The sequence below is a fragment of the Desulfofustis glycolicus DSM 9705 genome, from assembly GCF_900130015.1.
In the GTDB taxonomy this organism is placed as follows: domain Bacteria; phylum Desulfobacterota; class Desulfobulbia; order Desulfobulbales; family Desulfocapsaceae; genus Desulfofustis; species Desulfofustis glycolicus.
On the sequence record NZ_FQXS01000015.1, the window covers coordinates 17,915 to 36,974 of the forward strand.

Here is a 19,060-nt window from a genome sequence, read left to right on the forward strand (position 1 = left end):
TATCTGCCCGGCTGCAGGCGAACGTGCCGGTCCGACAAGAGCTTTACCCCATCAGACAAAGTGAGCCAGGCAATGGAAGAACTTTCTAAATCACAGCGGGCACGATCCGCCATAGCCGCGTTCAAAACCCTTACCGATGCCCTTATCCTGACCGGATCCTATCAGCCGTCCGGAACCACCGGCCGCAAGTTGGAGGAAGCCTTGCGGCAGTTCAGCCCGGAGATCTACGGCTCGATGTCCGACCAGCGGGTGGTCGAACTCAAGGGACTCGAGTATGTCATCGACCGGTTGCCGCGCGGTATCGAAGAATGCAACAAGATCGTGCTGACCGCCCAGGAGGACCTGGAAGGGACCTCGTTCGAGGAGATCCGACCGCTCAAGCGGCGGCGGCTGTCCTATGTGGTGTCGCGCAAGGAGATCTGTTTTGTGATAACCAAGGGATCCACGGAAATCTATGACATCCTCACGCACCTGACGTTTCTCAATATCGAGGCGCAGAAGATCAGGACCCAGATCAACCGCCAGGGAAGCGAGGCCAGCCTGGAGTGGAGGGCCCTGCAGGAGATTGTCGACATCGAGGAGTTGGCAGAGGGGCCCGAGTTTGACCAGGCTCTCTGGAACCTTTCCATCATCCTCGGGCGCACCTATCGTGAGACGAGGCAGACCTATCACTACCTCGATCAGAACCGGGTCAAGGGCTTCAATAACGGGTTGTTTCGCATTATTCAACGACTCGGCAGCCGCATCCTTCGGGAGGAAGGGGGCGAGGAAGATCGGCTGACCATCTATTTTACGCCGTCGCTGCAGGATATTCTCGGCCATCATCGTTACGCCTCGCACTGGGCAATCGCTATCAAACAGCGTCTCTCAGCGCTGGCCTTGCAGGATCGGTCGATCCATGTCATCAGCGCCAATATGCACTCGTTTAGAAACATTATCTATGGGTATGGTGCCCTGCAGGAGATCGGCGTCAAGCCGGCCGACGATCTCTACGAGATGATTCATCAGCTTCGGGAATGCGACGCGGATATCGAGCGCTACGCGGCATCGTTTGGCTATACCAAACACGAGGATTCTTCAGGGTCCAATATCGACGTGCAGATCATCGATACCGGGCGCCTCACTGAAGCCTGCGTTCATCAAAACGTCCTGCTGTCCTGGGACTATATCAAAAAAGATCAACCGGTGATCCTGGTGATGGATTATGCCTTCGGTGCCCAGGCGTATGAAGTCATGGACGAGTTGCTCAGTCCCTTCGTGTCCGATCGCGGCGAATGGAACCTGCGCATCGAATCGATTTCAATCATGGGCAAGGCCGGCATCCTGCCTGGCAAGAAAGGTGATATCATGCTGGCCACGGCCCACGTGATGGAGGGAACACCGCACAACTATATCCTCGACAACGATCTGTCGCCTCACGATTTCAGCGGTGATCTTGACGTCTACTGCGGTCCGATGGTTACCGTCCTCGGAACCTCCCTGCAGAATCGTGATGTGCTGGAACGGTTTCACTCCTCGTCCTGGCGGGCGGTCGGTATCGAGATGGAAGGGGGGCATTATCAGCGGGCAATCAATGCGGCGATTATCCAGCGCCATATCCCGAAAACCATGAAAACGAGATATGCCTATTACGCCTCGGATAATCCGTTGATCAGCGGTGAGACGCTGGCCTCCGGCCCGATGGGTGATGAAGGGATCATGCCGACCTATCAGATTTCCAAGGTAATTGCCGAGAAAATTCTGCGTACCGACCATGTCCCCTAGCAAAGGTCCGAAAAGGATTTTTTACGCGTCACCGCTGCTGTTTGCCAGTGCCTGCGTATTGCTCACCGTCATCATCGGTGTCTTTGCCGTCAACAACGTGCGGCGGGAGAAACAATTGATGACCGCGGCCTTGTCACAGGAAGGGCAGGCGATTCTCAATCTGGTTGCGGCGAGTACCCGGGCTTCTCTGCGAAGATCGCTGATGCGCGGAGAGCTCGATGAACAGGTATGGCAGCAGACAATCCGGCAGGCCAGTGAAAACGGTTCGGACCACTCCGGAATCGACGCCCTCTATCTGGTGACGATGGCCGGCGATATCGTCGTCCACAGCGATCAGACCAGGGACGGCACGATAGTGGCCGATGAGATGATCGCCTTCCTGAGGCAACACGATGCACGGCAGGAACCGTTTCGCATCGTCAGCGGCGGTGACGGCCGGGAGGTCTTTCAGGTCGCGCTGCCGTTTGCCGTGGCCACTAACAACCAAATGATGCCGCACCCAATGGGACGCGGGAGGCAGGGGCGGCCGCTGGAGAGACTCTCGGCGCCGGATTTCCAGCGGTTTCTCGACCGCATCGGGCACCGCGAATACTTCTGGGTCGTCGAGCTTGGCCTTGAGACGTTTCACCAGGCCGTGCGGCAGCAGTTCATTCAGGTCGGTGTGCTGTCGCTCGTCCTGCTGCTGGTCGGTATCGGCGGTATCCTCTCCTTGATGACCTTGCAGGGGTTGCGCGGATCTCAAATCCGTTTGACGAAAATACGCGAATTTACCGATCTTCTCGTTTCTTCTTTGCCGGTCGGTTTGATCGCTACCGGGCCGGATGGCCGGGTGCGGACCTGCAACGCCAGCGCCTGTTCCATGTTGCGGCTGGAAGAAAAGCAGGTTCTGGGCAAACCGTCCGTTTCCGTGTTGCCCGAACGGTTTCGGGACCTGCTCTCTCCTGGGCAGATCATGACTGAAAAGACCCGGTGGGAAGTGACCCTGCCAGAGCGGGCTGGCGGAGCGACATCGCTCCATATCGTCAGGCTACCGCTCGAGGATCCGGATCGTGAGCAGGCCGGGATGCTCTTGCTGATTCAGGATCTCAGCCAGATTCGGGCGCTGGAGAGCGAATTGGCACGAGTGGAGCGAGACGCGGCTATCGGGAAAATGGCCGCCGGTGTCGCCCATGAGATCCGAAATCCGCTCAGCTCCATCAAAGGACTGGCCATTTTGCTCCAGGGGCGGTTGCATCAGGATGCGCTCGGCAGGGAAACCGTCGGTCTGCTGGTGACCGAAGTTGAACGGCTCAATCGCAGTATCGGTGAGCTGCTTGATTACGCCCGGCCGACGCAATTGCAGATCGCTCCGGTTGAGATAGATGCCGTGGTGGCCAAGGCCGTTGCCTTGCTGCGATCCGATGCGCTGGCAGCTGGTATTGAGGTAAAAGAGCACTATCGCTGTGGTGGTCGACAGCTTGCCGTCGACCAGGACCGGCTCATCCAGGTGGTGCTCAACCTCGGGCTTAACGCGATCCAGGCCATGGACCGGGGCGGGGTCCTGACTGTTGCCACCGATCGGGAAGGAGACAGGTTGAAAATAAGCATTATCGATGACGGTCCGGGAATTGCTCCCGAGCTGCTCGAAACCGTCTTCGATCCCTATGTCACCACCAAGCCGGAAGGAACCGGTCTCGGGCTGGCGTTATCCAGGAAAATCATTGACGATCACCACGGCAGGCTCACCCTGGACAGTACGGTGGGACAAGGGACCTCGGCCGTCATAGATCTGCCTTGCTAGCGAGTCGGCAGATCGGGCGATGATGGGGGTGGCGACGGGGGGTGTTCGGTGGCGGGCGGGGCGGTGGTAAACAACGTTTTGATTTTTGCAAAGATCAAGCAGATACCGCGCCAGAGCTTGGGGATCAGCCAGATCGACAGAATAATGAAGAGCACGAGGAGCACGAGAAACAGCGCCGGATAGTGCAGGGCGACGAACAGTCCGCCGATGACGCCGATATCTTCCGCGATGGAGGCTGCCCAATTGGTGAAGGGCTCCGGGGAGGTGTTGATCAAGACCCGTGAGCCGGCCTTGATCGTATGGCTGGTGGCGCTTATGGTGCCGCCGAGAATGCCGGCCGCGACGACGATAGCCGGATTGACCTCGCCGACGGCGCCGGCGGCCAGCATAACGCCGGCGGGGATACGGATAAAGGTGTGAATGGTGTCCCAGCCGGTGTCGACGCCCGGTGTCTTGTCGGCAAAGAATTCAACGGAATACATCAGCACCGCGGCGCCGATCACCAGCGGGTTCTGCAGGACCACCAGGGTCTCCGGCAAGACGATATTGCCGCTGCTGCCGAGCAGGCCGAGTACGCCGATCGTTGCGTAGAGATTGATGCCACTGGCCCAGGCGGCCCCCATGGTCAGTGCGATTGTCGCAATCACCTGTTGGTATGCGTCCATAATCCCTCCGCGTCTGGGTAGTACGTGGCGGTGCCCCGGAACGTATCATTGTGAAGATGTTTCAATGCGCCTTCCCGCCGGTTCACGGCTCAGTTTCCTGGTTGAGGCACTTGTTGAGAAATTCGCACTCCAGGGGTGACAGGTCGAAGTTCAGTTCGACGTGCTGAAGCAGGTCATGTCTCGATTTCTCCGGATATTGTTCCAGCAGATCGGCAAAGGCTCGGACGGCTTTTTTCAATTTGTCCGAGGCCAGCGGTGAATGGCACGGTGGCGAAGTCATGTTGTTACGCTCCCTGGCATGGTTTCAACACGACGCCGGCCAACGGTGGAACGGTGATCAGCGTGTGATAGTCGGCGCGGGCATGCGGCTCCGGGTAAGCGGTAAACGGCTGTTCCGGACAGATCGAACTGCCGTCGTAGATGGCGCTGTCTGAGCAGAAAACTGCCCGGTAATCGTTTCCCGTCGGTAGGCCGAGGCGATAGCCGGAGATGGTTTGCGGTGTGAAGTTGAGCAGACAGACGAGATGATCTTGCCCATCTGCGGCCAGCCGGGCAAATGAAATTATCGAATTGTCCTGATCTTCCAGGTCGATCCAGCTGAAGCCGCGGTAATCGTTGTCGAGTTGCCAGAGCGACGGGTTGGCTCGGTAAAAATGATTGAGGTCGCGGACGAAATCGATCAGCGAACGATGATCGCCGTCCTGTTCCGCCAGATGCCAGTCCAGACTGCGCTTGCAATACCATTCGGAGATCTGCCCGAATTCGCCGCCCATGAAGAGCAGCTTTTTGCCGGGGTGAAGATACATGCTCAGCAGCAGCAATCGGAGATTGGCAAATTTCTGCCAGCGGTCGCCCGGCATCTTTTCCAGCAGTGAACGTTTGCCATGTACCACCTCGTCATGCGACAGCGGCAGCACATACTGTTCCGAAAAGGCGTACATCAGGGAAAACGTCAGTGCGTTGTGATGAAATTTTCGATAGAGCGGATCTTTGCTGAAATAGCTGAGGATGTCGTTCATCCACCCCATGTTCCACTTGAAGCCGAAACCAAGCCCGCCTTGGTCTGCCGGCTTTGATACGCCGTAGAAACTGGTCGATTCCTCGGCGATCATCAGGGTGTTGGGAAAGCGGTCATAGATGATCGAGTTCATGTGTCGAATAAACTCGATGGCCTCGAGATTCTCTCTGCCGCCATAGCAATTGGGCACCCACTCCCCATCTTTCCGAGAATAGTCGAGATAGAGCATTGAGGCGACGGCATCGACTCGCAGGCCGTCGATATGATAGCGATCCAACCAGAACAGGGCGTTGGCAATCAGAAAATTGCTAACCTCGCGGCGCCCGTAGTTGTAGATCATTGTCCCCCATTCCGGGTGGGCTCCCTTGCGCGGATCCTCATGCTCGTAGAGAGCGGTACCGTCAAAGCGGGCCAGGCTGTGGTCGTCTCTTGGGAAATGGGCCGGCACCCAGTCGAGAATGACGCCGATGTCGTTTTGATGGCATTGATCGACAAAGTACATGAAATCGTCCGGTACTCCGTAGCGACTGGTCAGGCTGAACGGCCCGGTGACCTGATATCCCCAGGATTCGTCCAACGGGTGTTCCATGACCGGCATCAACTCGATATGGGTGTAACCGAGGTCTTTCACGTAAGGAATGAGCTGGTCGGCAAGTTCGCGAAAGGTCAGGAAGCGCTCTGGTTGATCGGGGTCGCGGCGCCATGATCCGGGATGCACTTCATATATGGCGACCGGCCGGTTATAAGGTTGGTTGGCCCGTTTTCCCTCCAACCAGGCTTGGTCGTTCCAGTTATAACGGTTGAGATCGCGGACGACTGAGGCGGTTTTCGGTCGCAACTCGCCGAAGAATTGATAGGGGTCTGATTTTTCACGAATCGTTCCGTCTGCGGCTCTGATGGAAAAGCGATACAACTCGTCCTCAACGACTCCCGGGATAAAAAGCTCCCAGATGCCGGAACTGCCAAGGACCCGCATCTGGTGTACCCGGTTGTCCCAGCCGTTAAAATGACCGATAACGGAAACGGCTCGGGCATTGGGGGCCCAGACGCGAAAAAGGGTGCCGCTGACCCGGTGGTGCAGGCCGAGTTGGGCACCCATCAGGTTATAGAGTGAATAGTTGGTGCCGAAGTTGAAGAGATATCGATCCTGATCGGCAAGGAGCGGCGGGAAGCGATAGGGATCGTTGATTAGGTGCTGGACTCCGGAGCGATAGGTAACCCGATAGCGATAGTCAAACGGATCGAGATCTGGAAAGGCCAGATCGGATCGAGGCAGGCTGATGCTGAAGAGTCCGTCCGGATGGGATCGTTCAAGCGGATACTCGTTGTCACCGCTGATCAGTTCGGCGGTCTCGGCATGGGGGTGCAGACAGCGAAAGATAACCCAGTCGGTTCTGTCCGGGTGGTTGTGGACGCCGAGGAAGTGGAACGGGTCGTAGGAATCGGCGGCGAGGATTGCAGCTTGCAGGTCATTCATAGAAACCACGTGGTAGAAAAAAAGATTCAGGCCGATCAGTACCGGCAATGATGGAAGAATTTTGCACAGCCTGGCGGGGCCTCCAATCAAATAGTAGGGTATAGCAGCGAAAATGTCATGGACAAAAGAGGTTTTTTTCTGTCAAGAATACGCCATGCTACCACAGAGAACCACGATTCCGCTGCGTTCCCCGCAGCGACCCTCTTGACGGTGGCAGTCCCTATTTGATACGCTTAAAGCAGAAAGACAACGTCAGATCACGTTTCTGCAGGGGTGCCAAAATGGTTGCCGAGAAAACGCCTGTCATCGATACCCTAACGGGTTCATTCCTGATTTCGACGCCGAAGATGCCCGATCCCCGGTTCGAAGAGCAGGTGATTTTTATCTGTGCACATAGTCACGAAGGGGCCATGGGGATTGCCGTCAACAAGCCGAACCCGTTTTTCAGCCTCAGCGAGATTTTACGCACCGCCAACCTGCCGGTTCCCGATGGAGAATTACCGCCGGTGCATATCGGAGGCCCCGTCGAACTGGAGTCGGCCTTTATCCTCTATCAATCCGACTACCAGGCGGAGCACCGGCTGGAGATTTCGCCGACCATTTCGCTTTCCCGAGAGACTAAGATCCTTGAAGACATTGCCTTCGGGCGAGGCCCAGACAAGTACCTGTTTTTGCTCGGTTATGCCGGTTGGGGGCCGAGGCAGCTGGAAGGGGAGCTCCTGGCCGACGGCTGGCTGACCCTGCCCGCCGATGACCATATCATCTTCGATGTCGCCGATGAAGAGAAGTGGCGGATGGCGGCGATGCTTTATGGTATCGATATCTCAACCTTCGGGGACATGATCGGCTACGCTTGAGCGGCGTTGTTCACCTTCCTTAAGCTGGCGTCGCGAGATGTCTCCCCCGGCGCTATTTCAACTGCGGCATCTTTTTTCCGGATCTGGTATCATCGGTGCGGTCGTTTTTTGGCAGTGGCCAAACCAGATATCAGGATCCGGATCATGGAAGAGCTCGAACAATTGTTTACCTGCCGACAATGCGGTTTCTGCTGTCATGGTGAAACCACGGTGTCACTCGATGCTGCCGATCAGCAGCGGATGGTCGATTATTTGCAGCTGCCGCGCGATGAGGTAGCCCGTAGGTATTGGCGGGTCTCCGGATCGGTAGTACAGATGCGTATCGTCGACCACCACTGCATTTTCTATAATAACGGTTGCTCCGTTTATTACGGCAGACCGTGGCGGTGCGCGCAATGGCCTCTGGTGCCGGCGCTGCTGCTCGACGAGGCCAATTACCAGGCCATCAGCGAATCGTGCCCCGGTATTACAAAAGAACTGTCGTATCACCACTTCTGCAGTATTCTGAAACGCGTGCTGGACAGGAAATCGTCAAGAGAAGAGCACCGCTGATGAAGCTGGAAGTTCTTCTGCTGGGTAAGACCAAAGAATCCTATCTGGCCGCCGGGATCGATGACTTCAGGGCGCGACTCGGACACTTCTGTCCGGTAACGCTGACCTATTTGAAAGGAAAAGCAACGAGCGGCAAAACCGCCCAGGAAATCAAAGCGATGGAAAGCAGCGCTTTGAATGATCGCATTGATGCCGGGAACTGCTATCGCATCGCCCTGGATCGTTGCGGGCGCCAATTCAGCTCGGAGCAACTGGCCTCATTGCTGGAGGATTTGCTCGGCCGGGGGGTAAAGAAGACGGTCTTCGTCATCGGCGGACCGCTCGGTCTGGCCGATGAGCAACTCCGGGCGGCGGACCTGGTGCTTTCCTTGTCCCCGATGACCTTTACCCACGACATGACCCGCCTGCTGCTGCTTGAGCAATTGTATCGCGCTTTTTCCATTCGGGCCGGCACCGGTTATCACAAATAAGGGGGGAGATAGACGTCGAAGCGGCTGCTTTTTCCGTTTATCGAAAACGATGCGGGGGCGGACGACAGCGGCGGCGCCCTGAGTGGTCGTTTGACGGCGATCCGGGCGGGATCGGCCTTTTTGGCGGCGGCCAGCAGAGCAGGACTGTCAGAATCATCGCCGACGATTGCCCGGAGCAGACGCATTTTCTGTTTGTTCAGTGCGGATTTCCTGGTTGCCGGATACATCGGGTCGAGATAGATAGTGGCGAACGACCGGCCGGCGGTATCGAGGAACCTGGTTGACTCGGCCAGGTGCAGGCTGATCCGCTCGGCGACCAGTGGCCCGATCAGCGGGTGAGCTGCTGCCCGTCGCAGCCCGTTGTCGAGTAGGGCCCAGATAATCGGTGATCTCTCGACGAGGACAACCCGGCAACCGAGACAAGCCAGGACAAAGCCGTCTTCACCAAACCCGGCGGTGACGTCACAGACCTCCGGCCTCACCCCTTGCTTGATACCGACCGCCTTGGCGAGCGGCTGACTGATCCGACGATCACTAAGGAACCGATAATAGGAGGGACCGGCCAGGAAGTCGACACTGAGGGGATGGGCTGCGGCGGGCAGGGAGTTGTCGTGCAACTGAAGGCGGTCGTTGTGGTAGGCCAAGAAAAGTCCGGAGGTGTCGTCTTCCGCCACCCTGAGAGGGAGCCCGAGCGTGTCGGCAAGCTGCTCGGCGCAAGCGAGATCTGCGGCGCGGTCCGAGACGGCCCTGATAGTGATGCGTTGTTTGATATCCATTGAAAAATGATTTAAGTAGTGGGGTGACCCGTTGACCGTCCCTGATCAATCGTACCAGGAGGATACTGAGATAGATGCCAGAATCAAACCCCGATGTCCAGGTTGTTGCGATCATCCCGGCCCGTTACCAGTCAAATCGGTTTCCCGGTAAACCGTTGGCGTCGATCTGCGGCAAACCGATGATCCAGCATGTGGTGGAGCGTGCTCGTCGGGTCCCGCTGTTGTCCAGAGTGGTGGTCGCCACCGATGACCGGCGCATCGCCGATACCGTCGCCTCGTTTCAGGCCGAGTGCGTGATGACGCGGGGAGATCACGTCTCCGGGACCGATCGATTGGCCGAAGCGGCGGAACTGCTCGGGATTTCCGAACATGACGTGATCGTCAATATCCAGGGAGATCAGCCTCTGTTCCCGGTTGAAGTGATCGAACAGGTGGTCTCGCCGTTGCTCGACGATCCGGCACTGCCGATGTCTACGTTGATCTACAAGATCGTCAGGAAAGAGGAGATCTTCGATCCCAATCATGTCAAAACGGTTTTCGATAAAGAGATGCATGCGCTGTACTTTTCGCGGTCGCCGATCCCGTTTCAGCGCAATCCGGACGAAACGGGTCCTTCCTACTATAAGCACCTCGGCTTTTATGCCTATCGCAAAGGGTTTTTGCTGACGTTTGTTGCGTTGCCTGAAGGTGAATGGGAGCATTACGAAAAACTAGAACAACTCCGTGCCCTTGAGTATGGCTACAAAATCAAGGTAGTCCTGACAGAGCATGATTCCATCGAGGTCGATACCAGGGAAGAGTTGGCGCGGGTGGCGGCGTTGCTTGGAAAAGAAGCGGCAGCGATCGGTCAGCTGCACCCTGCTTCGTGATTATCCGGACAAAGATGTGCCAATGAGCGAGGATTTTATCAAAAAAAACAGGGTATTGCTCAGAGAACTCGGCACCAGACAACTGGCTCCGCTCGATTTGCTGTCCCATCACGACCTGCGGGAGAAACTGGTCGATCTGGTACTTAATGACGGGCCGAGGCTGGTCGATCTCCCATCGAATTCGCTGTTCGGCGAACTTCGCCAAAACCTGATCGAGGCCAGGACCGACGACCTGCGGGTCGTGGTCTTCGGCGGCGGTACCGGTCTTTCCAATATTATCGGCGGTGATTGCCGGCAAAGAGGTTGGGCGAGACGGCCATTCGAGGGCCTCAAACACGTTTTTCCGAGGACGACGGCGGTGGTCTGTGTTACCGACGACGGCGGATCGACCGGTGAGTTGCTCAAGGACGTGCCGGTCATCGCCGTTGGTGATATCCGCCATGTGCTGCTGAGTTCGATCCAGTTGAAACAGCTGCAATTACGCTATGAATTGACCGTTTCCGAGGCGACCGAAGTGGCCGGCGATCTGTCGGCGCTCTTTAACTATCGCTATAACACCAGACCGGCATCCGTGGAGGATGTGCTCAACCAATGCGGGGCGACGCTCGACAGCCTGCCGCCCGAGATCAAGGACTATGTCGCGCAGACACTGTCCTTCTGTTTTACTGACAGTCTTTGCCGGCGTGTCCTGCAGCGACCGCATTGCCTCGGCAATCTGATCATTATGTCGGCGATCTGTCGCCGCCTGCCGGATGATGTGCTCCAAAACGACCCGAACGGAATCGCCGTCAGGTACGGCCAGCACATCTACGATGCAATCGCCGAGTGCGCACTGTTGCTCGGGGCGGGTGAGGATGCCGTCATGCCCTGCACGGCCACACCGGCACAATTACGCTTTCAATACAGTGACGGCGTTCAGGTCACCGGAGAGAGAAAATCCAGTGAGGCACGGCGGGGCTTTCCCGTCGATCAGGTCTTTGTTGATTTCTGCGACCACCCCTTTGTTCCGGAACCACTGCTTGAACGGATCGGCTCAGCCGATATCCTGATCATGGCGCCCGGCAGTCTCTATAGCTCGATCATTCCGGTCATGCAAGTTCCCGGTATCGCCGCGGCGGTGAGGAGAAACCGGCGAGCGCTCAAGCTGCTGATCGCCAACCTCTGGGTTCAGGACGGAGAAACGGACCGAAGCAATCTCGACCCGGAGCGAAAATTTCATGTTTCGGACATGATCAGGGCCTATAACCGGAATCTGCCCGGGGGCGTGCGAGGACTCTTTGACCAGGTCCTCTGTCTGTCCCTTCAGGATATCCCCGGGTCGGTTATTCAGAACTATGCCGTGGAAGGGAAAAGTCCCATCTATCTGGATCGGGAGGTCTTGAAGCGACACGGGTTTGCGGCGATCGAGTGCGGCTTTTATTCGAAAGCGGCCCTTCATGAACGGCAGGTCATTCAGCATGATCCGCAGATCGTCGCCCAAACCGTCAAAACACTCTATCTCGCCGAACAATTGGCCAGTCACCCGCCACCATCCGACGACCCGACAGAACTCACCACCGACGGTGTCGGACATCTTGCCAGTCGCTATACAACTTGTCTACCGGCGATAAAATACCAGCAGGTTAGTAGATGCCTGGCCGACCTACCGTTTTCCTTCCGGCCGGCCGGTAACGATTGCCTTGATGAACAGCGGATTCGCGAGGAGCTGGTGGACATGATCTGGTATCACCAGGACATCCCGCTCGCCCATTTCGCAACGATCAACGGCATTACCTGTGTCCAACGGGACCATTGGCGCCGTGACCAACGATGGGACAATGTCTTTTCTTTCTACGATCCTCAAGACAGGCAGATCTATCTCCGCCGGGATCGTGTGGATGACAAAAAGCAGCTCGAAGTTGCCTTCCTGATCGCTGTCGGTCAGGCACTGCTCGGCAACTATGCGCTGGAAAAGAGAATGGAGCCGCTGCAGTGCGGCCCCATCGTCCTGGGCAACATCTATCATCTGCTGCTGCGCCCGATTGAAGAGCGCTCTTGTTATTTCACCGATAAAGAGCTGCGCGAGTTTCTTGCGCTGTCACGGATGAAGGAGGTGACTTCCTGCCATTTCACCAGGGTAGTCAACAGTGAGGAAGGGTTCACTCCGCCCGGCTTGTTGATGGGACTGATGTACGCCTGGTATCTGGACAACCGCCTGGCCAGCCATATCGAATATAAAATGTCCATTCTCAAAATGCATCAGACCGACCTGATTCCCGAACAGATAAGGACCAGGGATCGACGCGTGCGTCTGACCACCTTTTTCCGCCAGTCGGTCTTCGGCAAGCAGCAGTGAGTCGGGGCGCCTGACCGGCGGTATGGCAACCGTGGCGGGACAGGGCTTAACCGGTCTTCCGCCAACAACAAGGGATCTTTTGCTCACGATGGTGATTTTTGTCGTTTATCGTGACCTGCCGTCAGGGAAGTAGGATTGGAATCAACAATGAAAATTCTCATTATCGACGACAAACCGGCAATCAGAGATATCCTTCGGACTTGGTTCGAGATGGAAGGGTGGACGGTTTATGAGGCGGAAAACGGCCGGGACGGGGTGCAGTTGCACCGGAAAACGCCGGTCGACCTGGTGGTCTGCGACCTGATCATGCCGGTACAGGAAGGGATTGAGACGATTTCCTCGTTTCGGCGGTCGTTTCCCGAGGTCGGCGTCATTGCTATCTCCGGCGGCGGGCGGTTGTCGCCGGACCAGTATCTGGAAGTGGCCCAGCTTCTCGGTGCCTGGAAGATTTTTCGCAAACCGTTGGCAATCGATCAGATGCTTGCTGCTGTGTGGCAGTGGCGGGCAATAGAGGGCCGCGGGGAGAGCCAATGAGCAGCGGGCAACCCAGAGCCCTGGTCGTCGACAATAACCCGGTCCTGCTGAAGGCGATTTCAACCTTGGTGCAGCGGGAAGGGTGCCTGGTGCACACCGCCGAGAACGGCCTCGAGGCGCTGGAAATTTTCAAACGGGAGCCGGTGGACATCGTTTTTACCGACCTGGTGATGCCACTGGTGAGCGGCGAGCAGCTCTGCCGAGTGATTCGCCAGACCCCGGATCGCGGCACGGTATTCATCGTCGTTATTTCGGCCATCCCGATAGCTGAGGCAAAACGGATCATGGCCACCATCTCCTGCGATCTGTGCATCGTCAAGGGCAGTCTGGCCGAGATGCGCAGCAATATTCACGAAGCATTGGAGCGATTTAGTCGCCAATCCGTTGCCGCTGACAAGGTGCTTGGCGACCAGGCCGGATTGTTCGAACGTCAGGGAGGCGAACTGTCCATCGCAGGTGAAATCCTGGCGGAAAAAATGCATCGGGAGGAAATTGTCGCCTCGCTGTCCGAAGGAGTGATCGAACTCAATGAGCACGGCAAAATTGTCGATATCAACAGGGCAGCTCTGGATATCCTCGACTGCGAAGTCGCCGGGATCATCGGTTCCGATCTGGTCGCGATCGGCTGGGGCGAGCATGACGAGACGATTGCTTCCTGGTTGAACGGAGAATTGCGCGGCCGAGGCATGAAGCCGTTGACCATCGGCGATGACAGACCGATCAGGCGGCATAACCGGGTGCTGGTAGTTTCCCTGCTGGCCGTTGCCGGAGCGAGCTATTTCGGTATCTGTATTATCCGCGATATCACCCGGCAATACCGGGCTGAGGAGTATCAGCGGAAACTTGATCGGGCTATCCGACTGGTGAAGAAAATGGACGCGTTGAGCGGAATGGCCGGCGGCGTCGCCCACGATTTCAATAACCTGTTGGCCGTTATCTGCGGCAGCATCGAAGTGGCCGAGCTGGCCCTTGACAGCGGCGCTGCCGATCAGGTCAGGGAAAAGCTGGAGCGGGCCAAAATGTCGGCGCAGACCGCCGTCGAGCTGGTTAGAAAAATCTCCCAGTCTTCGGCGTATGGAATTATCGATCGGGAAACGAGCGATATCGATTCGGTCCTGCAGCACGCGGTGGCCAGCTTTTCCGCCGATCCGGCACCGACCGTCGAGATTGTTCTTGAAAGCGGTGACGTGTCGGTTTCAATTGACCGGGAGCAGATTGTCACCGCCGTTGTCAATGTCCTGCGCAACAGCGCAGAAGCCGGGGCGACCCGGGTGACGATCAGCGGGCATCGGGTCCGCTTCGCCGAGCCGCTCGTTGTTGCCGGTCAATACGTACCGGCCGGGAATTATCTGCAGCTCGATCTGACCGATGACGGCGGTGGCATCGAGGCCGGCCATATCCCGGAAATCTTCGATCCGTATTATTCCACGAAGCAGCGGGGCGTCGTCAAAGGAATGGGGCTCGGTCTGGCGGTTGTCTACTCGACCTTGCGTAATCACGGAGGCTACGTCGTCGTCACCTCCGAAATGTTCCGGGGAACCACGGTATCGTTTTACCTGCCGCTGCTCTTAGAGCAGCAGCAGGACGCAGCGACATCCGTGACGCATGTCGGAAATAGCATTCTTCTTGTCGAGGGCGATGAGCAGACCGCTCTGGTCGCCGCGGCGATGATCGAATATCTTGGCTTGGAAGTGGTATCGGCGGCCACCAGCGAAATAGCGCTGGCGCGTTATCGTCAAGCGATCGGGAATGGCGCACGCTTTGCCGCGGCGCTGATCAACCTCCGAGAAGAAGAAGACGCTCGGGCGGTCGAATTGTGCCGAAACCTGCGGGCAATCGATGCGGATGTGCGGATTATCGCTACCAGCGGTACGCCGGTCGGTCCAGTGATGTCGCACTGCCGTGATTACGGTTTTTCAAATGCCCTGCCGAAGCCCTATACCCTCGATGATCTGCGCAATATCCTGGCGCTCGGTCGGGGAGGCGGTGTGAGTTGACCCAGATCTTGTCACGTCCCTTGGCCGGGATGTCTTATCGCTTATTCATAATCAGGATGCCGAGAATAAAAGCGGCCAGGCCGAGGGCCCACTGGTTTTGATGCAGCAGAATCAATGCGCTGATCGATAGCAGGACGCCCAGACTCACTTTGTTCATCGTCGCCCCCGGTTGCTTGCCGGCGCCGACGGACAGACGGACAATACCTCCTGCCAGGCCCGGTCGATAATCTTCTCCGAGACTTTTTCGCTGGTCTTCAGCTCCGGAGAGAACACCGATATTCCGAACTCGACAACCAAAAAGCGATATCGGCGGTAGGCCGTTCGGCAGGACGAATCGGCGTCATATACTGCACTTGAATAGTTTTCGCTGTTGCCGAGATGTGGCAGAAACGGACGCTGTTTTTCCCGGTCCCGAATCAGGTTGTGGGAAGCCCGTTCGATCCGGATTTTCAGGCCCTTGAGAAAACGACCGAGGTGATCAAAATCGCTGCTCCGAGCGTGTTCCAGGAAGTCGGTGGGCAAGAGCAGATCAAGATGGCGTTGCAGATCGCTGCAGGCCGTTTCACCACTGGGGATGTCGCGCCTTATCTTCTCGATGAGCGTTGCCGCCTCGCGGCGTTGTCGCAATACTGCCATGATGCTGTCAACGAGGTGTTGTCCGCCGGCAAAAAAGCCACTGTGGCGTATCTGATCGAGACGTCGTCGATATTCATCCTCGGCTTGGAAGATATCGAAATCTACCGGAAACAGCGCATTGAACACAAAGCTAAAGATCGCTTCCCGGGCGTTGCCGCCCGACCCGAGTGATGAACTGAGCCAGTTCGACGATGGGCCGGAAAAGGCCGTCTTGAGATAACGTTTCAGCTGGCGGGACTGATCCTGGAAGCTGATTTGCAGCAGATAATGCACCCCTGTTGCGGTGCGGCGCCGGGCATCGTCAGAGTCGGGGAGATAGATCACTCGTACGCCGTTTCCTCCGGGTATCGGTTCAAGGGCAGGGAAGAGCGTACCAACGGTCAGGCCGGTTTCAGAGATCAGGTGCAAACGGGGTTTGACCGAGGCAAACTGCCAGGAGTGAAAAACGGTGTCGGCCAATTCCCGGGTCAGTGCCTCGTCGTCGGGGTGCAGACGACCAGTCGCCCGTTTCGCCGACGGCTGGCCGGAGTTACGGCGCAGGGAATCAAGGTTTCTGCCGGAGCGGCTCTCACTGCCGCTTTGATCGACAACGACAAAGCGCATGCGCAGATGGTCGGGCAATTCCATCGGCCAGTCGCCCGGCTGAATGGTCGTGTTGTAGAGCTTGGCGATGGCCTTCGTCATTTCTTTCAGATAGGAACCTTTGCCGATGGGCATCTCATCAAGGAGTCGCGCAACCGTTTCGTTGACCGGGATGAGTCGTTTCCGGAGTCGCTTCGGCAGCCCCTTGATCAGCAAAGCGGTCTTCTCCGGCAGCAACCCCGGCACCAACCAGTCGAAGAGCTCGGCTTTGAGGCTGTCCAGCAGGTGTTCCGGAATGAGAGCGGTGACACCGTCATCCGGGCTGCCCGGCTCGAAGTGGTAGCGCAGTTCGATAGCGATCGAGCCGTGGTGGATGGCCGGCGGGTAGTCGATCAGTTCTTTGTCACCGGGCGCCCGTAGCAGGATGTCGGCCTCGGTCATCAGCAGGTTCTGCTCGCCGTCACGCTTGATGGCTTTGATCAGAGACTGCCGGTCGTAGACCGAAGGAGGCAGTCTGCTGTCGTAAAAATCAAAGATAACGCCGTCATCGACGATGACATCTCGTTTACGCAACCGGGCTTCAGCCTCTCGCCATCGAGTCAGCAACTGCTCGTTGTCTTTGAGAAATCGAAAGGAACCGCTGATGTGACCGTCGATCAGGGCCTGCTGGATGAAGATTTTTCGCGCTTCGGCTCGATTCTTTTCGTCCCGGGAGCCGAAATTAACCGTCCGGCCGCTGATCAGGACCAGCCCGTAGAGGGAAACGGTTTCATCGGCGATGACCCGACCGGTCTTCTTCTGCCAGCGCGGGTTCGTCCAGGAATAGCTGCAGAAGGCGGCGGCCGCGGATTCGATCCATTCCGGCTCGATGGCGGCGACGGTGAGCGCGAACAGGCGAGACGTCTCGATAAAAGAGCCGGCCATGATCCACGGCCCCCCCCTGGTGTGCTGGTGACTGCCGGGAAAGATCACCAGTTCGCGGTTACCGATGCCCTGATAGTTCGGGCCGGTTGTCTTGCGCGCGCACTGCCGGAACAGACCGGCGAGCAGTGATCGATGCACGGCCTCGTAGGAGGCTTCAACATCGTTTAAGGTGAACCGGTGTTGTTCGGTCAGCAGACGGCTCAATTGCTCGTGCAGGTCGATCCATTCCCGCATCCGTTGGAAAGACAGATAATAGCGGCCGCAGAATCGCTTCAACGCCGACCAGGAAAAGCTGCCTATTTCGGCAAAACACCGGTTCCAGATGGTCAGCAGCATCAAAAAATCCGACTGCGGGTGCTGAAATGCTGCGTGTGCCTGATCGGCGAGCTGTTCCTTGTCGGCCGGACGAACCCGCGGGTCCTGGATGGCCAGAGCCGCGGCGATGACGACAATTTCTCTGAGACACTTGTTTTTTTCCGCTTCAATGAGGATCCGGGAGATGACCGGATCGATCGGCAACCGGGCCATGATCGATCCGTTGTTGGTAAGGTGTCCGTCGTCGGTGAGGGCGCCGAGTTCATTGAGCATGCGATAGCCTTCCCGGATTGCGCCCGGTTTGGGCGGATCGAGGAAGGGAAAAGCAAAGGGGTCGCCAAGTTTGAGCGATACCATCTGCAGGATGACTTCGGCGAGGTTGGCGCGTTGGATCTCTGGAACGGGGAATTGTGGGCGATTCAGATAGTTCTCCTCGCTGTAGAGACGCAGGCAGATGCCCGGTCCGATCCTGCCGCAGCGACCGGCGCGCTGATCGCAGTTGGCTCGGGAGATTGTTGTTACCGGCAGATTGGTGGTTCGCGCCCGGGGATTGTAGACGGCGATACGGGCAAGACCGGAATCGATGACGTAGCGGATTCCGGGGACGGTCAGCGAGGTTTCCGCGACATTTGAGGCAACAACAATCTTTAGAGACTGCTGCAGCTTGAAGATCTGTTGCTGGTCGGCGGTCTGCAGCCTGCCGAACAACGGCAGGACACGGCGCTGCGGCAGACGCCCGCGCAACACCTCACAGCAATTTCTGATATCCTTTTCCGTCGGCAGGAAAATCAGGATGTCGCCGGGCGGATAGGATGAGCAGAGCTGTGCCGCCGCGTCGACGCAGGCGTCCACGTAGGAGCTATCCTCGTCGGTTTCGTCGGGGTGCTGATAGAGGATCTGAACCGGGTAGGTTTTACCGGTGACCTGCAGTATTGGCGCCTGACCGAAATGAGCAGCAAACGCGCTCGTGTCGATGGTCGCCGAGGTGATGATGAGTTGAAGATTGTCACGCTTCTTCAGCAGACGGTGGAGGTAGCCGAGCAGGAAGTCGACGTTGAGGTTGCGTTCGTGCGCCTCATCAACGATAACACAGCGATACCGGTTGAGAAACGGATCCTGCCGGGTCTCTGCCAACAACACCCCGTCGGTCATGAATTTGATCCGGGTATTTCGTGTCGTCCGATCGTGAAAGCGAATTTTGCTGCCCACCAGATAGCCGTGACCGCCGAGTTCTTCTTTGACGCGTTGGGCGACCGTTGTCGCGGCAATGCGGCGCGGTTGTGTACAGCCGATCAGGCCGGGCTGGTCGAAGAACAGATCGAGGCAGATTTTCGGCAATTGAGTGGTTTTACCGGAACCGGTCTCGCCGGCGATAACGACGACCCGATGCTCTTTGAGAAGTGCCGTGATCTCGGGGATGAACGGGGTGATCGGCAGCGTTGATGGGTAGGAGAACTCCATGAAAACGATGGCTGAGACAGTGCTTTTATGGTAACAATCCGATTCCTG

At 57.3% G+C, this 19,060-nt stretch carries 15 protein-coding genes; 9 read left to right on the forward strand and 6 right to left on the reverse strand.

What is annotated here, in order from left to right; all coding sequences use genetic code 11:
- Positions 1–72 precede the first annotated feature (72 nt).
- Both BUC26_RS12610 and BUC26_RS12615 read left to right on the forward strand, forming a co-directional pair.
- On the forward strand, positions 73–1,764 hold the full coding sequence (locus BUC26_RS12610; protein ID WP_073376556.1) for a DUF6909 family protein: 1,692 nt from the start codon (positions 73–75) through the stop codon (positions 1,762–1,764).
- Positions 1,754–3,544, forward strand: coding sequence for a two-component system sensor histidine kinase NtrB (locus BUC26_RS12615; RefSeq protein WP_073376558.1), 1,791 nt, complete (start codon positions 1,754–1,756; stop codon positions 3,542–3,544). Before BUC26_RS12610 ends, BUC26_RS12615 begins: the two co-directional genes overlap by 11 nt.
- Here BUC26_RS12615 and BUC26_RS12620 read toward each other — a convergent pair.
- The 3 genes from BUC26_RS12620 to glgB form a co-directional block, all read right to left on the reverse strand.
- Positions 3,541–4,209, reverse strand: coding sequence for a DUF4126 domain-containing protein (locus BUC26_RS12620; protein ID WP_073376560.1), 669 nt, complete (start codon positions 4,207–4,209; stop codon positions 3,541–3,543). The two genes, BUC26_RS12615 and BUC26_RS12620, sit on opposite strands and share 4 nt — an antisense overlap.
- An 82-nt stretch (positions 4,210–4,291) precedes the next feature.
- Positions 4,292–4,489 (reverse strand): hypothetical protein, encoded by a 198-nt coding sequence (locus BUC26_RS12625; RefSeq protein ID WP_073376562.1) that lies wholly within the window; start codon positions 4,487–4,489, stop codon positions 4,292–4,294.
- A gap of 4 nt (positions 4,490–4,493) precedes the next feature.
- On the reverse strand, positions 4,494–6,704 hold the full coding sequence (gene glgB, locus BUC26_RS12630) for a 1,4-alpha-glucan branching protein GlgB (protein WP_073376718.1): 2,211 nt from the start codon (positions 6,702–6,704) through the stop codon (positions 4,494–4,496).
- A gap of 281 nt (positions 6,705–6,985) precedes the next feature.
- Between glgB and BUC26_RS12635 the strand changes: the two genes are divergently transcribed.
- From BUC26_RS12635 to BUC26_RS12645, 3 genes are all read left to right on the forward strand, one after another.
- A complete protein-coding gene (locus tag BUC26_RS12635; RefSeq protein ID WP_073376564.1) occupies positions 6,986–7,561 on the forward strand; it encodes a YqgE/AlgH family protein in 576 nt (191 codons plus the stop codon).
- A gap of 144 nt (positions 7,562–7,705) precedes the next feature.
- Positions 7,706–8,113: a YkgJ family cysteine cluster protein gene (locus tag BUC26_RS12640; RefSeq protein WP_073376566.1), complete on the forward strand. Its 408-nt coding sequence runs from the start codon at positions 7,706–7,708 to the stop codon at positions 8,111–8,113.
- Entirely contained in the window at positions 8,113–8,583 is a 471-nt protein-coding gene (locus tag BUC26_RS12645) for a 23S rRNA (pseudouridine(1915)-N(3))-methyltransferase RlmH (RefSeq protein WP_073376568.1), read from the forward strand. Before BUC26_RS12640 ends, BUC26_RS12645 begins: the two co-directional genes overlap by 1 nt.
- Here BUC26_RS12645 and BUC26_RS12650 read toward each other — a convergent pair.
- On the reverse strand, positions 8,574–9,359 hold the full coding sequence (locus BUC26_RS12650) for a class I SAM-dependent methyltransferase (RefSeq protein ID WP_073376570.1): 786 nt from the start codon (positions 9,357–9,359) through the stop codon (positions 8,574–8,576). The genes BUC26_RS12645 and BUC26_RS12650 overlap by 10 nt on opposite strands.
- A gap of 74 nt (positions 9,360–9,433) precedes the next feature.
- Between BUC26_RS12650 and kdsB the strand changes: the two genes are divergently transcribed.
- The 4 genes from kdsB (at position 9,434) to BUC26_RS12670 (ending at position 15,094) form a co-directional block, all read left to right on the forward strand.
- Positions 9,434–10,228 carry a 3-deoxy-manno-octulosonate cytidylyltransferase gene (gene kdsB, locus BUC26_RS12655; protein WP_073376571.1) on the forward strand — a complete coding sequence of 265 codons (795 nt, stop codon included), beginning with the start codon at positions 9,434–9,436 and terminating at the stop codon, positions 10,226–10,228.
- A 22-nt stretch (positions 10,229–10,250) separates the two neighbouring features.
- A complete protein-coding gene (locus BUC26_RS12660; RefSeq protein ID WP_073376720.1) occupies positions 10,251–12,563 on the forward strand; it encodes a gluconeogenesis factor YvcK family protein in 2,313 nt (770 codons plus the stop codon).
- A gap of 147 nt (positions 12,564–12,710) precedes the next feature.
- Positions 12,711–13,097 carry a response regulator gene (locus tag BUC26_RS12665; RefSeq protein WP_073376573.1) on the forward strand — a complete coding sequence of 129 codons (387 nt, stop codon included), beginning with the start codon at positions 12,711–12,713 and terminating at the stop codon, positions 13,095–13,097.
- Positions 13,094–15,094, forward strand: a complete 2,001-nt coding sequence (locus tag BUC26_RS12670; protein WP_073376574.1) for an ATP-binding response regulator — start codon at positions 13,094–13,096, stop codon at positions 15,092–15,094. The genes BUC26_RS12665 and BUC26_RS12670 overlap by 4 nt, the downstream gene beginning before the upstream one ends.
- Positions 15,095–15,128: 34 nt before the next feature.
- Here BUC26_RS12670 and BUC26_RS24420 read toward each other — a convergent pair whose 3' ends face one another.
- Both BUC26_RS24420 and hrpA read right to left on the reverse strand, forming a co-directional pair.
- The gene (locus BUC26_RS24420) at positions 15,129–15,251 is read right to left on the reverse strand and encodes a hypothetical protein (protein WP_279626293.1); all 123 of its coding nucleotides are present in this window, start codon (positions 15,249–15,251) and stop codon (positions 15,129–15,131) included.
- Positions 15,248–19,012 (reverse strand): ATP-dependent RNA helicase HrpA, encoded by a 3,765-nt coding sequence (gene hrpA / locus BUC26_RS12675; RefSeq protein WP_073376576.1) that lies wholly within the window; start codon positions 19,010–19,012, stop codon positions 15,248–15,250. Before hrpA ends, BUC26_RS24420 begins: the two co-directional genes overlap by 4 nt.
- Between the last annotated feature and the right edge of the window lie 48 nt (positions 19,013–19,060).

What these genes read in the sequence shown, in the direction of transcription:
- BUC26_RS12665 (WP_073376573.1), top strand. Translation starts at nt 12,711, where the DNA reads ATGAAAATTCTCATTATCGACGACAAACCGGCAATCAGAGATATCCTT.
- kdsB (WP_073376571.1), top strand. Translation starts at nt 9,434, where the DNA reads ATGCCAGAATCAAACCCCGATGTCCAGGTTGTTGCGATCATCCCGGCC.
- BUC26_RS12625 (WP_073376562.1), bottom strand. Translation starts at nt 4,489, where the DNA reads ATGACTTCGCCACCGTGCCATTCACCGCTGGCCTCGGACAAATTGAAA.
- BUC26_RS12620 (WP_073376560.1), bottom strand. Translation starts at nt 4,209, where the DNA reads ATGGACGCATACCAACAGGTGATTGCGACAATCGCACTGACCATGGGG.
- glgB (WP_073376718.1), bottom strand. Translation starts at nt 6,704, where the DNA reads ATGAATGACCTGCAAGCTGCAATCCTCGCCGCCGATTCCTACGACCCG.
- hrpA (WP_073376576.1), bottom strand. Translation starts at nt 19,012, where the DNA reads ATGGAGTTCTCCTACCCATCAACGCTGCCGATCACCCCGTTCATCCCC.
- BUC26_RS24420 (WP_279626293.1), bottom strand. Translation starts at nt 15,251, where the DNA reads ATGAACAAAGTGAGTCTGGGCGTCCTGCTATCGATCAGCGCATTGATT.
- BUC26_RS12660 (WP_073376720.1), top strand. Translation starts at nt 10,251, where the DNA reads ATGAGCGAGGATTTTATCAAAAAAAACAGGGTATTGCTCAGAGAACTC.
- BUC26_RS12645 (WP_073376568.1), top strand. Translation starts at nt 8,113, where the DNA reads ATGAAGCTGGAAGTTCTTCTGCTGGGTAAGACCAAAGAATCCTATCTG.
- BUC26_RS12610 (WP_073376556.1), top strand. Translation starts at nt 73, where the DNA reads ATGGAAGAACTTTCTAAATCACAGCGGGCACGATCCGCCATAGCCGCG.
- BUC26_RS12670 (WP_073376574.1), top strand. Translation starts at nt 13,094, where the DNA reads ATGAGCAGCGGGCAACCCAGAGCCCTGGTCGTCGACAATAACCCGGTC.
- BUC26_RS12615 (WP_073376558.1), top strand. Translation starts at nt 1,754, where the DNA reads ATGTCCCCTAGCAAAGGTCCGAAAAGGATTTTTTACGCGTCACCGCTG.
- BUC26_RS12635 (WP_073376564.1), top strand. Translation starts at nt 6,986, where the DNA reads ATGGTTGCCGAGAAAACGCCTGTCATCGATACCCTAACGGGTTCATTC.
- BUC26_RS12640 (WP_073376566.1), top strand. Translation starts at nt 7,706, where the DNA reads ATGGAAGAGCTCGAACAATTGTTTACCTGCCGACAATGCGGTTTCTGC.
- BUC26_RS12650 (WP_073376570.1), bottom strand. Translation starts at nt 9,359, where the DNA reads ATGGATATCAAACAACGCATCACTATCAGGGCCGTCTCGGACCGCGCC.